At 56.3% G+C, this 14,503-nt stretch carries 8 protein-coding genes and 1 tRNA gene; 4 read left to right on the top strand and 5 right to left on the bottom strand.

The features are described from left to right. Window positions 1-36: 36 nt before the first annotated feature. The 3 genes from M2418_RS15005 to M2418_RS15015 all read right to left on the bottom strand — a co-directional run bounded on the left by M2418_RS15005 (window position 37) and on the right by M2418_RS15015 (window position 2,272). Window positions 37-1,029 (bottom strand): BMP family protein, encoded by a 993-nt coding sequence (locus M2418_RS15005; protein WP_192486948.1) that lies wholly within the window; start codon window positions 1,027-1,029, stop codon window positions 37-39. Between the two features lie 210 nt (window positions 1,030-1,239). Then, window positions 1,240-1,890 carry a peptide-methionine (S)-S-oxide reductase MsrA gene (gene msrA, locus M2418_RS15010; RefSeq protein WP_192486947.1) on the bottom strand — a complete coding sequence of 217 codons (651 nt, stop codon included), beginning with the start codon at window positions 1,888-1,890 and terminating at the stop codon, window positions 1,240-1,242. A 67-nt stretch (window positions 1,891-1,957) separates the two neighbouring features. Continuing rightward, window positions 1,958-2,272 carry a hypothetical protein gene (locus tag M2418_RS15015; RefSeq protein ID WP_192486946.1) on the bottom strand — a complete coding sequence of 105 codons (315 nt, stop codon included), beginning with the start codon at window positions 2,270-2,272 and terminating at the stop codon, window positions 1,958-1,960. A gap of 215 nt (window positions 2,273-2,487) precedes the next feature. Between M2418_RS15015 and M2418_RS15020 the strand changes: the two genes are divergently transcribed. Then, window positions 2,488-2,577: transfer RNA gene (locus tag M2418_RS15020), tRNA-Ser, on the top strand. A 97-nt stretch (window positions 2,578-2,674) separates the two neighbouring features. Here the strand turns inward: M2418_RS15020 and M2418_RS15025 are convergent. Beyond that, window positions 2,675-3,586 carry a LysR substrate-binding domain-containing protein gene (locus M2418_RS15025; RefSeq protein WP_259147603.1) on the bottom strand — a complete coding sequence of 304 codons (912 nt, stop codon included), beginning with the start codon at window positions 3,584-3,586 and terminating at the stop codon, window positions 2,675-2,677. Between the two features lie 95 nt (window positions 3,587-3,681). Here M2418_RS15025 and M2418_RS15030 point away from each other — a divergent pair, with 95 nt between their 5' ends. Next, a complete protein-coding gene (locus tag M2418_RS15030) occupies window positions 3,682-4,977 on the top strand; it encodes an MFS transporter (protein WP_259147605.1) in 1,296 nt (431 codons plus the stop codon). Here M2418_RS15030 and M2418_RS15035 read toward each other — a convergent pair. Continuing rightward, the gene (locus M2418_RS15035) at window positions 4,969-5,418 is read right to left on the bottom strand and encodes a GNAT family N-acetyltransferase (protein WP_259147606.1); all 450 of its coding nucleotides are present in this window, start codon (window positions 5,416-5,418) and stop codon (window positions 4,969-4,971) included. The two genes, M2418_RS15030 and M2418_RS15035, sit on opposite strands and share 9 nt — an antisense overlap. A gap of 164 nt (window positions 5,419-5,582) precedes the next feature. Here M2418_RS15035 and M2418_RS15040 point away from each other — a divergent pair, with 164 nt between their 5' ends. Continuing rightward, complete coding sequence (locus M2418_RS15040) at window positions 5,583-7,625, top strand: glycosyl transferase (protein WP_259147609.1); 2,043 nt, start codon at window positions 5,583-5,585, stop codon at window positions 7,623-7,625. 328 nt (window positions 7,626-7,953) lie between these two features. Next, complete coding sequence (locus M2418_RS15045; RefSeq protein ID WP_259147611.1) at window positions 7,954-14,499, top strand: hypothetical protein; 6,546 nt, start codon at window positions 7,954-7,956, stop codon at window positions 14,497-14,499. Window positions 14,500-14,503: the final 4 nt, after the last annotated feature.

Below are 14,503 nucleotides of genomic sequence, written 5' to 3' on the forward strand. Positions count from 1 at the left end.
GTATGGCACAAAGCCATACGCCCCTCAAATGTCATATCATTTCGGGCAGGAGTTATCCGACATATAGTCGTGGACCTTTACGGTACCGGCAATGATGTCAGCCTTTGCCTTGTCAACGGCCGCAACCATTTCAGGCGTGATGAGCGCCTTGTTGTCGTTGTCGAGCGCATAGCTGACGCCGTCTTGAGCAACGCCGAGCGCCTGAACACCACCGGTGAACTTGTCGTCCTGGGTGTCCTTATAAGCATTGTAGACGGCCAGATCGACGCGCTTGACCATCGAGGTCAGCACGGAGCCCGGATGCAGGTGGTTCTGGTTGGAATCCACACCAATCGAGAACTTGCCATTGTCAGCAGCTGTCTGGAGAACGCCGAGACCGGTTGCACCGGCTGCCGCGTAGATGACGTCCGCACCCTGGTCGATCTGGTTCTTGGTCAATTCACCACCACGAACTGGGTCGTTCCATGCAGCACCGGTGGTTCCGGTCATGTTCTGGAAAACTTCGATCTTGTCGTTGGCAGCCTTTGCACCCTGGACATAACCGCAACCGAACTTGCGGATCAACGGAATGTCCATGCCACCGATGAAGCCGACCTTGCCGGTCTTGGAAGCCATGCCAGCCAACAGGCCAACGAGGTAAGAACCTTCTTCTTCCTTGTAGACAACCGAGCGGACGTTCGGCAGCTCGACAACCGAGTCAACGATCACGAACTTCGTGTCAGGATATTCTGCAGCAACCTTCTCCATGGCCGATGTCCATGCGAAGGAAACGGCAACAACCGGGTTGAAGCCCTTGCTTGCAAAGTTGCGAATGGCCTGCTCACCCTGCGTGTCGCTGGTTGGCTCGAAATCGCGGAATTCGATGCCGGTGTCGGCCTTGAACTTCTCAGCGCCGGCAGCGGCAGCTTCGTTGAAGGATTTGTCGAATTTACCGCCGGTACCATAAACCAGCGCCGGCTTGATATCTGCTGCCAATGCAGATGCAGACATCGCAGCCATGGCGAAGAGAGTCAAAATGGATTTTTTCATTCGTGCAGCCCTGTTGTTGCAATTGATCTTATCAGGTCCTCCCGCAAGCCCTTAACAGGCATGTCTGCGGAACCGCCAGCCCTTTTTGGAGGCTGTGCTTGTTTTTATCCTTGCATGCCTGCACGAAAAATTCATCCGGTTTTTTTACCCGGTGGAAAAACTCGTAAACGTCTGTTTTTTGAGCTTTCCGCCGGGCATTTTGATCAAAAACTAGCCGATATTGCAGCTGACGCCAGTGCCGCGAAGCCCGCAATATCCACCGGGATTTTTAGCAAGATATTGCTGGTGATAGTCCTCGGCGTAATAAAACGTTTCTAGTGGCTCTATCTCTGTTGTGATAGGCGCCGGTTTTCTCGCATCCGTCAAAGCCTGCTGGAAAACGTCGCGCGCATGCAACGCTTCATCCAGTTGTTCCTGCGTTGTGGCGTAGATCACCGAACGATAGGTCGTGCCGATATCATTACCCTGGCGCATGCCCTGTGTTGGATCATGTTCTTCAAAAAACAGCTTCAACAGTGCGGAAAGCGGAACGACGGACGGGTCGTACACGACCTTTACCACTTCGGCATGACCGGTGCGGCCTGTGGTTGTTTCCTGATAGGTCGGGTTTGGTGTCAAACCGCCGGAGTAACCAACAGCCGTTACCCAGACACCAGGCACTTTCCAGAAAAGACGCTCTGCGCCCCAGAAGCAGCCCATGCCAAGATAAATAACCTGCGTCCCCTCAGGGTATGGTTCTTTCAGCGCATGACCGTTAACGAAATGAGTTTCCGGCACCGGCATAACCGTGTCGCGGCCAGGCATGGCCGAATCAATTGTCGGCATTGTTGTTTTCGATGCATAGCTATCGAACGTGAACATATCTCTTCTCCAGCGGATCAAACGATCCGTTTGCTTGAGGTTTCACATGCAGCGTGGAGCGGGACTGTCAGCCAAAGCGGCTGCGGATTTGCGGTTTGCGATAACCGACCATCCAAAACAGCAATGCCAAAGCAAGAAACAGCGCGAAGGCAGGAAGACTGTTCAACCAGGCTACCAGCCATCCCCAGGCGTCGGGATGAATATAGTGCGTCACCGTGCCTTCTGCCATGGTCAGCGATGACGGATAAATATCCTTCCAGGCAGCAATTGTGCTGGTCATATCAACCGAAGAAGTGGCGACGGAGCGGATAGAATCAAAGGTCCCCGCAACAATGGCCACACACAGGAGCACGAAACTCAGGATTCTCGCCAAAGATTTCAATGCCGTATATCCTCACAGGCTGCACAGGGAAAATCATCTCGTCAGAACCTTAGAATTAAAGGCCGAAAAGGCGATTTGCAATCGCGCTATACACAGGCTTTTGCACCGCGATAAAAAAAAGTGTCAAATTGCGGTTGATCCTTTGAGATTCATCGGTATATATCGCGCCGTTCCAGTTGATTTGCAGGTTTCCAAAACATGCAGTCTCTCATGAAGGACAGGTGGCCGAGTGGTTTAAGGCGCACGCCTGGAACGCGTGTGTGCGTGAAAGCGTACCGTGGGTTCGAATCCCACCCTGTCCGCCATATGCTCTTCAAAAACTTCCCTTGAATGCATGCCAAGCGATAGATCGCTCTCGCTCCAATCAAGCTGCCGGCAGGATAGATTGGTTTTCTGAAAGCTCTATGACAGACCTTCTCCGTCTCCCGATTTGAGGCTACGCGCCACCCTTGTGAAATTCAGGGCCGATTGCGATGGCCGTGTCTTGAGATGCGCGACCGCAAGATCGACGGTTGGCTGTTCGTTGCGCAGCGTCAGGAATGCCACGCCCACGACATTGAACTGCGCCATGGAAGCCGGGACAAGCGAAAAACCCAACTCAGCGGAAACCAGAGACAGGATAGAAGCAATCTGAGGCGCAAACTGTCCGAGCAGCGGTTCAAACCCGGCGCTACGGCAGGCGGCGATGGCTGCCTCATGCAGGCTGACGCCGATTTCGCGTGGTGTAACAATCAGCGGTATTGTGTACAGTGATGCCAGTTCAACATCGGAACCCGCCGTAACCGCCGGATGCGCGACCGGCAAAACCGCGACCAGCGGCTCACGTTTCAGCAGATATTCGCGAATCTCTGGCGGATCTTCACTGTTGGGTCGCAGAATGGCGGCATCGAGCCTGCCTTCTATAAGGCCTGCGGTCAGCGCCACAGAATTGGCCTCCTCAAGCGTCAACTCCACCTCGGGATAGTTGCGATGAAAGGCACGAATGGTTGCCGAAACGATGGGGCTAAGCGCCGCTGTGCCGGTAAATCCAAGCCGCAACCGTCCGGTTTCCCCTCGGGATGCCCGCTGCGCTGCACGAATAGCGGTGTTTGCCTGCGCCGGCATTGTATGCACCGCGTCCCAAAAAGCCTGGCCCGCCTCGGTCAGTTCGGCACCGTGCGACAGACGATGGAACAACTGAGTGCCGACTTCAGCTTCCAAATCCCTGATCTGGATACTGAGCGGTGGCTGGCCTATGCCCAACTTGGCAGCGGCGCGGGTAAAGTTTCCTTCCTCGGCGACGGCCAAAAAATAGCGGATGTGACGAAGCTCCATGGTATTTACATAACATATCACAAACGCCATTTCCATATATTGGACACATGACGGGTAAAGTCGGACAATGCCGGCAACAAAGAAAGTTGCATGTCATGTCTCAAGCTTCTGCACTCCAACTGGATGTTGGAACCGACCTATCTCCAAGAAATCCACCAGTTGAAATTCAGAAAATTCCGCCCGCATGGATCCGGCGCGGAACGCGAGACTATCGCAACGCCGGATACGCGCTGTTTTTCCTCGGTTTTGCGAGTTTTTCGCTGATCTACTGTGTGCAACCGTTGTTGCCAGAATTCGCGCGTTCATTCGGTGTCAGTCCGGCTCAAAGTTCGCTGGCCCTGTCTTTGACCACAGGACTGCTGGCCGTTTCAATCGTGCTGGCTGGCGCATTTTCGCAGGCGCTTGGACGACGCGGCCTGATGTTCGTTTCCATGTCGCTGGCCGCATTGCTTAACATCGTGGCCGGACTGGTTCCCAGCTGGCACTGGCTACTTGTGGCGCGCGCATTGGAAGGTGTGGTGTTGGGTGGCGTACCTGCCGTTGCCATGGCATGGTTGGCAGAAGAAATTGATCCTGCCCATCTTGGCAAGGCAATGGGCCTTTACATTGGCGGTACCGCCTTCGGGGCAATGATGGGCCGTGTCGGAATGGGCCTGGTGACCGATTATGCCTCCTGGCACATCGCCATGATTGTTCTCGGGGCTTTGTGTCTTGCCGCTGCGATTGCCTTTCTGAAGTTGTTACCGCCATCACGAAACTTCGTGCGGCAGCCAGGCTTTAATCCACGCTTTCATATCGAGGCCTGGGGCATGCACTTGCGTAATGGACGGTTGCTTAGGGTCTACGCACTTGGCTTCACGCTCACCAGTATCTTCAGCGCCTTGTTCAACTACACGACCTTTCGTCTTTCCGGCACGCCCTATGCACTCAGCCAGTCGCAGGTCAGCCTGATCTTTCTTGCCTTCGCGCTCGGGATAGTCTCATCCTCGGTGGCCGGTGGCCTTGCGGATAAGTTCGGCCGCAAACCATTGTTGCTTGCCGGTTTCGCGATCATGCTGGTCGGAGTGTTGCTGACCGTTTCAACGTCGCTCGTCATCATATCAGCAGGCATTGCGCTTGTCGCAACCGGCTATTTTATCGGCCATTCGGTGGCGAGCGGTGCGGTTGGTCCGGTCGCAGGCCGCCATAAGGGACATGCGGCATCACTTTACCTGCTGTTTTATTATCTCGGCGCCAGTGTTACCGGTTCTGCCGCAGGCTGGTTCTGGCAGCATGGCGGCTGGTCTGCCGTTGCTGCATTGACCGGTGGCTTTGCCTTACTCGGCACGGTGCTCGCTCTGACCCTGCCTCGCGCGAATGTAAAACCCAGGCCGAACCAGTTTTCACAATAAAAGCACCATATCATGACGGTCGAGACCGGGGCCGTAACCGTCCTTCTCGACCTTTTCAACGGAAAAACCAAACCGCGAATAAAAAGCGTGAGTGTGCTGGCTGGTATCGAGGCGAACGCGCTGGACAGATGGCTGTTTGCGGATGGCCTGTAAACGTGCGTCCGTCAGCAACCGGCCAAGTCCTTGGCCATGCATTGATTGATCGACCATGCCCCAGCAGAGGCCAGCGGTTTGGCCTTCATCTTCCATTACATGGCCACCGCAGGCGATGATCACGCCGTCGTTTTCGATTGCCAGAAAAGCAGTCCTCAGTGAGAGATCCTGCAGGAAAGTTGCAAAAGCCTTGCGCTCGGATGGGTCGAAAAACTTCGGCACATTGCCGTCGAACAGACGCAGGCACGCCTGCAGGTCCAATGCTGTATAAGGCCGGATATTGATCATGCGTTTTTTTAACGTTGGCCCGAGCTCGTGTAAACGGCACGCCTTTCCCTGCGCGTCTTCCGGCAACCTGTCCAGTCCAACGCAAGCTAGACAAATTAGGGAACGCTGACGACCTGTTACCAAATTCAAGCACTTTCAGTCTGCTTGCCTGTTGTGGAGTACTCATGTCCAACGATCCAGCTCTTGCATCCGATGGCGCAGCAGCTCTCACAGGTGCTTTGCACAAGGCACGCCATGGGCAGCTTTCACTGCTCGAACTGTTTCAGATTACCGAAGCGTTGAATGCCGCCGGTCATCACGGTGCTGCCGGTGATTTCTACAAGACATGGGTTGCCTTTAACGACAAAAACCCGCTGCTTCATCTTGCCTACTTCAACTATTCGGTCACGCAGAGCCAGATGGGCGATATTGCCGGCGCTGTGCAGTCATTGCGCGCCAGCGTCAATTTCAATCCGCAATTCGGCGCAGCCCACATCAATCTGGGCCGTGCGCTGGAAGATTCCGGCCTTGCCCGTCAGGCGATTGAACAGTGGCGAACCTTTACCGAAGCCACCAACGACATCACCCCTGAACGGATCAATCATCGCCTGATGTGCCTGCAACATATTGGCCGCGTGATGGAAGGGGCCGGTCTGCTGGAAGATGCAGAAACCACCTTGTGGCAGGCAATGGAATTGAAGCCAGAACGGACCGAAGCCGGTCAACACTGGTCATCGCTGCGTCAGCGCCAGTGCAAATGGCCGATCCTGACGCCATCGGAACATGTGCCTGTCGACCGGCTGATTGATTCCATGTCTCCGCTGACACTGGGTTGTTATTCCGATGATCCGCTATTCCAGCTGGCCAAGGCCTACCGTTATCACAAGTCACTTGTCGGACGCCCCGATACCAGTGGTTTTGTTCGCAAACAGGTAAAGCAGAAAACCGGTACCGGGCAGCGTTTGCGGATCGGTTACGTATCGTCGGATTTGCGGGAACATGCCGTCGGTTTTGCGCTGTGTGAAGTGCTGGAACTTCACAACAAGGACAGTGTCGAAATCTTCGCCTACTATTCCGGCGACGACCGCCCGCTTGATGCCACCCAAAACCGTATCAAGGCAGCAACCGACAACTGGCGCGACATCACAGCCATTGCCGATGTTGACGCAGCGCGGATCATCTACAACGACGATATCGATATTCTCATCGATGTGAACGGCTACACCAAAAACGCCAGAACGAAGATTTTTGCATATCGTCCGGCACCGGTTATCGTCAATTTCTGCGGTTATCCCGGCACGATGGGCAGCCCGTTCCACAACTACATCATCGGTGATGAACACACCGTGCCTCCATCGAGTGAAATCTATTACACCGAGAAGGTTCTGCGCATTGCCTGCAATCAGCCGGTAGACCGCAAGCGCGTTATCGCACAACGTCCGGACCGCGCGTCCACCGGCCTGCCGCAGGATGCCTTTGTCTACGCTTCATTCAACGGCATGCAGAAAATCACCGAAAACTGCTTCGGCAGATGGATGGCCATTCTCAAAGCCACACCGGGAAGTGTATTGTGGTTGCTGGCCGGAGACGAGCCCGTCAATCAGCGCCTGCGCCAATTGGCAGAGCAGCAGGGTGTGGACCCGCAGCGTCTGATCTATGCACCGAAAGCTGCCAATCCTGATCATCTTGCCCGGATCGGTCTTGCCGACCTTTTTCTGGATACGTTCCCTTACGGCGCACATTCCACCGCCGCCGACGCCATCACCATGGGCCTCCCGGTCTTGACCATGCCGGGTAAAACCTTTGCCTCGCGTTTCTGCACAAGCATTATCAGCGCAGCGGGCATTCCAGAACTGGCATGCGCATCTCCCGACGACTACGTGGCGCGCGCCATTGCCTTTGCGCAGGATCCCCAAAGCCTGGCAGCAGTCCAAACATCACTGCAGGAACAGCGCGAAACAAGCACACTGCGCGACATGCCTGCACTGGCCGCACGGCTTGAGGAATTGTACTGGCAGATGCAGGTTGCAGGCGAGCGCGGTGAGACACCGGTTCCGGACCTAACAAATCTCGATCTCTATTATGAGATTGGCAGCGAAATCGTGGCTCAGCATGTGGAATTCGAGGACGACGAAAGCCTCAGGAATCGCTACCTCGAAAAACTGGCAACACGCGACAACTACAGCCCGGTTGCCCATGATTGCCGTTTGTGGCTACAGACGAAATAACGACGGATGTCCTCCTTTTCAAACACCTTCTGCGGTTGTCGCAATGCGGCAACCGGCCAGTGTCCCATGCCGCCGTCTATCAGCCCCTGTGAATAATAAAACCGTGGGTTTTATCAATCGCCTCAGATCAGCCTCAGGCAAGCATGTTTCAGCATAAATCGCGGCAGTGTGCAGGTATCAAATCGCATGCATTTTCAGGCTGAACAGGCGGCAGATGATATTGCCAGCCCGAAACTCACGAAAATGGCAGTTACTATTCTGACGTTTTCCTTTCGAAGGCCTGCAAAGCAGCACGTCAAGCGGTGAGATACATCAAAAGGCTTCGTTTATGATTTCGAATATTTCTTCACTGACCGTCAGCCAGATCAAGTTGCTCTCGACTGCCGATATTGCGGCGCTAAAAACAGACGATATTGCCGCCCTGTCGACGACACAGATCAAGGCTCTTTCCTCCACGCAGATTGCTGCGCTGGAGACCGAGGACCTGGCAGCGTTTTCGACAACCCAGGTCAAGGCGATTTCTCCCTCTGCCATTGTTGGATTGACGCTGGACCAGTTGGCTATCCTGTCGTCAGACAAGATCGAAAGTCTCGTTACTGCACAGGTCGCGGCACTTAACACCCAACAGATCGTCGGGCTAGATTCGATCCAGATCAGCGCCCTGACCTCCACACAGATTGCCGCCTTGACGGCGCTCCAGGTTGCCAGCCTGTCGAGTGAAGATATTGCCACATTTACACCGGCGGAAATTGCCGCTCTCAGCACATCGGCGCTTGCCAGCCTTTCAACCGCCAATATTGCCGCTTTGAGCTCCGAGCAGGTTGCTGCCCTCAAGACCAACCAGATTGCGGCGCTCAAGACCACGCAGATCGCCGCCTTAAGTTCAGTCCAGCTTTCAGCCCTTTCGACCACACAGGTCGCCGCATTCAGTTCTGCACAAATCAAGGTTCTCTCCACCGACAATGTGAAGGCTCTTTCCGCCGAGCAGGTTGCGGCGCTAAACGTCAAGACCATTGCAGGCCTGACGACCGACCAGATTGCTGCGTTTTCGACAACGCAGGCAGAGGCGCTGACCTCGGCGCAGGTCGCAGGGCTCAGCTCCGCGCAGATCGCCGCGCTGTCCAAGGAAGATCTGGCCACCTTCTCGACGGCCGATATTGCGGCAATCAGCACCGCTGCCATTCTCGGTCTTTCCACAGCAAATATTGCGGCCCTGACAACCGCCCAGCTGGCGGCACTGAAAAAGACACAAGTGACGGCGCTGAGCGCCGCACAGATTGGCGCACTGACCTCAAGCCAGATGTCAGCCCTATCCTCGACACAGATTGCCGCTCTGACCTCCACGCAGGTCCGCGCGCTGTCGACGGAAAGTGTGGCGGCTCTTTCGACCGACCAGCTGGCCGCGCTCAGCAACAAGGCAACACCGGGCTTTACGACTGACCAGTTGCATGCGCTATCGACAGCCCAGACGGCTGCCATGACAACGCTGCAGGTCGCGGCACTGACAACCGCGCAGGTTGCAGCTCTAAGCTCCGCACAGCTTCATGCATTGACCTCTGCCCAGGTGGCCGCGCTGACCGCTGCACAGGTCAAGGCAATTACCACCGAGACCCTCTCAGCTTTGTCGACCGATCAGGTGGCTGCACTCGCAACAAAGGCAATTCCTGGCCTGACGTCTTTGCAGATCAAGGCACTGTCGACTGCCCAGGTTGAAGCCTTGAATTCGGCGCAGATTGCCGCACTGACCAGCACGCAGACAGTTGCGCTGACGGGCGAATATCTGTCGAAATTCACAACAGCTGAAATTGCAGCTCTCAGTACATCTGCCATCTCGGGTCTTTCGACCGAAGCCTTGGCGTCGTTGAGCACGGCTCATACCGAAGCCTTGAAGACTACACAGATTGCTGCCCTGAAAACATTGCAGATCGCAGCCCTGACATCACATCAGATCGATGCGCTGTCGACCGCGCAGATTGCAGCATTGAGTTCCGCACAGGTGCGCGCACTGACAACGGAAAGCATAGCAGCACTGGATGCCGATCAGATCCTTGCTCTTTCTGCCAAGGCTATTGTCGGCCTGTCGACCGCTCAAATCCAGACACTGTCGACGGCTCAGGCTGCGGCGTTGAACTCGACGCAGATTGCCGCCCTGACGGCTGCACAGGCTGGCGCCCTGACCGGCGAATATCTGGCCACCTTTACAACAGCCGAAATTGCGGCCCTCAGCACAGCCGCAATTGCTGGCCTGTCGACGTCTGCGGTTGCCAGCTTGCGGCAGGAACATCTGAGCGCACTCAAGGCAACGCAGATTGCAGCGCTGACCTCCGGACAGATCACCGCGCTGACATCAGATCAGGTCGAAGCATTTTCGACGACGCAAATTGCCGCGTTGACATCGACACAGAGTAAAGCCTTGTCGACGGAAAGTGTGGCGGCACTGACTGCCGAACAGGTTGCCGCGTTGAATGTAAAAGCCATTGCAGGACTGACATCGACACAGATTGCAGCATTGTCGGCCATTCAGGCGGAAGCGCTGACGTCGTCGCAGGTGGCAAGCCTGACCTCCGCGCAGGTTGCCGTCCTGCCGGGCGAATATCTCGCGACTTTTACCCCGGCCGAAATCGCCGCGCTCACCACCTCAGCCGTGTCAGGTATTTCCACCGACAGTCTTACCGCACTCAGCTCGGAACAGATCGCCGCCCTCAAGACCAGTCAGGTTGCAGCCCTCAATACAAAACAGATGGCCGCGCTGACCACGGGCCAGCTCGCAGCCCTATCGTCTTCACAGGTCGCGGCCTTCTCCTCGACACAGGTCAAGGCGCTCTCCACAGAGGCCGTCACCACGCTGTCGACGGACCAGATTGCAGCCTTGAGCACCAAGGCACTTCCGGGCTTGAGCTCCGCGCAAATGACCGCGCTGTCCTCCACGCAGCTTTTTGCGTTGGGCACCGCACAGATCAACGCGCTCGGCTCCGCCCAACTGGCCGCATTGGCAACCGAAAAAATCACGGTTCTGTCGACAGACCAGATTGCCGCACTCAACACCAAAGCCATCTCCGGTTTGAGCTCGCAGCAGGTCGCGTCACTGTCCACAGCCCAGGCTGAGGCCCTGACATCGGCGCTTGTTGGCGCCATGACATCGACACAGATCGCCGCACTTTCCAGTGAAGATCTGGCGACCTTCTCGACCGCTGACATTGCCGCCATCAGCGCATCCGGCCTTACCGGTCTGTCGTCGGCCAATATGGCTGCACTCAGCTCTGAGCAGATTGCCGCACTCAAGACCACACAGATTGCCGCACTTAATTCTGCACAGATTACCGCACTGTCTTCGGAGCAGATTGCTGCTCTCGCCACCACCCAGATCAACGCATTAAGCTCGACCCAGATCGCAAACTGGTCGAACAGCATGATTGCGGCCCTGTCGACCGATCAGATTGCAGCGCTTAACACCAAGACGGTTGCTGGCCTTTCAACGGCACAGATTGATACGCTGTCGACCGCCCAGGTCGAAGCGTTGACGGCGCTTCAGGTGGCAGCTCTTAGCTCGACACAGATCTCGATACTGACGCCTGAGGATCTCGCAACATTCTCAACGGCAGATATTGCTGCTATTGGCTCGTCGGCATTGGCTGGCCTGTCGACTGCCAATATTGCAGCCCTGAGTGCCGATCAGGTCGCAGTTTTGACCACTGCGCAAATTGCAGCACTGAAAATCAACCAGATTACCGCTCTGACCACCGGGCAGTTCAATTCGCTGTCGACCAGCCAGATATCGGCACTGACCTCGGCGCAGGTTGCTGTTTTGCCAAATGACCGGATTGTCGCCCTGACGACGCAACAAATCGAGGCTCTGAACACCAAGGCGATTGCTGGCCTGACAACAGCGCATATTGCCGCCCTGTCGACCAATCAGGCGGAAGCCCTGACATCTGCGCAGGTTGCAGCATTGAGCTCGACACAGCTGGCAGTGTTGTCGAAAGAAAAGCTGGCAACATTCTCGACCGAGGACATTGCAGCCATCAACACCGGTGCCATTGCAGGCATTCCGACATCCAACATCGCATCGTTGAGCGATGAACATGTCTCGGCGTTGACCAGCGCACAGATCGCCGCACTGGGTTCAACACAAATTTCTGCCTTGTCGACCGGCCAGCTTTCGGCCCTGACCACGGTACAAATCAACGCGTTGAACTCCACGCAGATCAAGGCACTGTCGACGGATAGCATTGCGGCGCTGAGCCCGGACCAGATTGCAGCGTTGAACGCCAAGGCAATTCCAGGCCTCACGACCGGTCAGATTACCGCCCTGTCGAGCGAACAGGCTGAGGCTCTGGTATCTTCACAGGTCGCAGCGCTGGGTTCCGCACAGCTGGCAGCGCTTAGCACGGAAAAGCTGGCAACCTTCTCCACAGAGGATATTGCCGCCATCAATGCCAGCGCCATTGCCGGTCTTTCCACCACCCATATCGCGAAGCTGAGTGGCGACCAGTTGTCGGCTCTGACAAGTGCACAGATTGGTGCGCTCAGCTCTGCACAGATCACCGCATTGTCTGCAAGTCAGGTCTCTGCCCTGTCGACCGCACAAGTCAACGCGCTCGGATCAGCGCAAGTGAAGGTTCTGACCAACGAGAGCATCAGCGCTCTGTCGGCTGACCAGATAGCAGCTTTGAACACCAAGGCGATACCCGGTCTGACTACGGCGCAGATTGCTGCCCTTTCGATTGTTCAGGCCGAAGCGCTGAGCTCTGCGCAGGTGGCAGCCCTTGCCTCGACACAACTGGGTGCATTGTCGAAGGAGAAGCTGGCGGTATTTTCGACTGATGACATTGCCGCCATCAACGCCTCTGCAATTCCAGGACTTTCGACGGCAAATCTTGCGTCATTGTCCAACGACCAGATTGCAGCGCTGATCACCGCACAGGTCGCGGCGATGACCTCGACACAGGTCGGCGCCCTGACCACCGGCCAGCTGGCAACCCTGTCTTCAGCGCAGATCGGTGCCCTGACCTCGACCCAGATCAAGGCGCTTTCAACTGAAGGCATCTCCGTGTTGACGACGGGGCAGATTGCCGCCTTGAATGCGGCGGCCATTCCGGGTCTGACCACAACCCAGATTGCGTCACTGTCTACCGCACAGGCCGAGGCGCTGACCTCGACCGTCGTGGCTGTGCTGAGTTCGGCACAGATCAACTCACTGTCTACGGATGATATCGTCACATTCTCGACTGCCGATATTGCCTCGATCAGCACAACAGCCCTTCCCGGCCTGTCGACCGCCAATGTCGCGGCTCTCTCAAGTGAACAGATTGCGGCACTGACATCTGCGCAGATCTCAGCCATGAGCTCAGCACAGATTGCCGCGTTGACCAGCAGCCAGATCGGCACATTGTCCTCCGCGCAACTTGGCGCCTTGAGCTCAACGCAGATCAAGGCACTGTCGACAGCGAATATCGCGACACTGTCGACCGATCAGATTGTGGCTCTGGGCACCGGCGCCATTCCGGGCCTGACCACAGCGCAAATTGCAGCGCTGACCACCGCGCAGGCAGAAGCACTGACCCCAACTCAGGTCGCGGCCATGGGCTCAACGCAGCTTGGCGCCCTATCAAGCGAGGCACTGGCAACCTTCTCGACAGAAGATATTGCAGCGATCAGCGCGGCCGCACTGCCGGGAATTTCAACCGCCAATACGGCGACACTGAAACACGACCAAATCGCGGCGCTGACAACCGCACAGATTGCGGCGCTCAGCTCTTCGCAGGTCTCCATTCTCAGCAGTGAGCAAATCGACGCCCTGTCCTCAGCGCAGATCAACGCGCTGACCTCGACACAGGTCAAGGCGCTGACAAGCGAACATCTGGCAGCCTTCTCGACGGCGGATATTGCAGCGATCAATCCGAATGCCATCGCCGGACTGACATCTTCAAATATTTCCGCCTTGTCATCCGATCAGGTCTCTGCCCTGTCCTCGTCGCAGATCGCTTCGCTAACCGCCTCGCAGATGGGCGCCATTTCAAAAGAAAAGCTGGCAACCTTTTCGACAGCCGATATGGCAGCGATCAGTGCAAGCGCAATTGCCGGTCTTTCGACAGCAACGATTGCCTCACTCTCCAATGAGCAGGTTGCCTCGCTAAGCAGCAGTGCCATTTCCGGCCTGACACCAGCGCAGATTGTGGCACTGTCCACCGCCCAGATCGATGTGCTGTCGTCGGCGCAGATTTCTGCACTGACAGCATCGCAAGTTGCCGCTCTGTCCAGCGAAGATTTTGCAGTGCTTTCAACGGGGGACATTGCGGCGATCAGTGCGTCGGCGATCTCCGGCCTGTCGTCAGCGACAATAGCAACGCTGTCGAACGAACATGTCGCGGCTTTGACCACGGCGCAGATGGCGGCATTGAGCTACCTGCAACTGACATCGGTCACCTCGGCCCAAATCAGCGCCTTGAAGACTGGCCAGATTGCAGCGTTGAATGCCATTCAAGTCGCGGCTCTGGGTACGGCGAACATTGCCCAGTTCTCGACCGAGCAGATCATGGCCATCAGCCCCAAGGCGATTATCGGCCTAACAACGGCACAGATCGGTACATTGAACACCACACAGGTTGAGGCATTGACGCCGGAACAGGTGGCTGGATTGAGCGCTGCGCAGATTGCCGCGCTGAAGACTGCGGATATTGCCACCTTCTCGACTGCCGATATTGCCGCCATCAGCACGGCTGCGCTGGCTGGCCTGTCGACCGGCGATATTTCCAGCCTGTCGACCGACCAGCTCAAAGCGATCACCACATCGCAGATCGATGCGCTGGATGCCGGACAGATTGCAGCTGTTGTGTCCGCCTATCACGCCATTCAGTACGGCTTCAAAGCCTGACAAA

The organism is Rhizobium sp. BIGb0125, assembly GCF_024810055.1.
In the GTDB taxonomy this organism is placed as follows: Bacteria; Pseudomonadota; Alphaproteobacteria; order Rhizobiales; family Rhizobiaceae; genus Agrobacterium.

Bases quoted from the DNA above. Each gene is read 5' to 3' on its own strand.
- M2418_RS15030 (WP_259147605.1), top strand. From the start codon at position 3,682: ATGTCTCAAGCTTCTGCACTCCAACTGGATGTTGGAACCGACCTATCT.
- M2418_RS15045 (WP_259147611.1), top strand. From the start codon at position 7,954: ATGATTTCGAATATTTCTTCACTGACCGTCAGCCAGATCAAGTTGCTC.
- M2418_RS15025 (WP_259147603.1), bottom strand. From the start codon at position 3,586: ATGGAGCTTCGTCACATCCGCTATTTTTTGGCCGTCGCCGAGGAAGGA.
- msrA (WP_192486947.1), bottom strand. From the start codon at position 1,890: ATGTTCACGTTCGATAGCTATGCATCGAAAACAACAATGCCGACAATT.
- M2418_RS15035 (WP_259147606.1), bottom strand. From the start codon at position 5,418: ATGATCAATATCCGGCCTTATACAGCATTGGACCTGCAGGCGTGCCTG.
- M2418_RS15040 (WP_259147609.1), top strand. From the start codon at position 5,583: ATGTCCAACGATCCAGCTCTTGCATCCGATGGCGCAGCAGCTCTCACA.
- M2418_RS15005 (WP_192486948.1), bottom strand. From the start codon at position 1,029: ATGAAAAAATCCATTTTGACTCTCTTCGCCATGGCTGCGATGTCTGCA.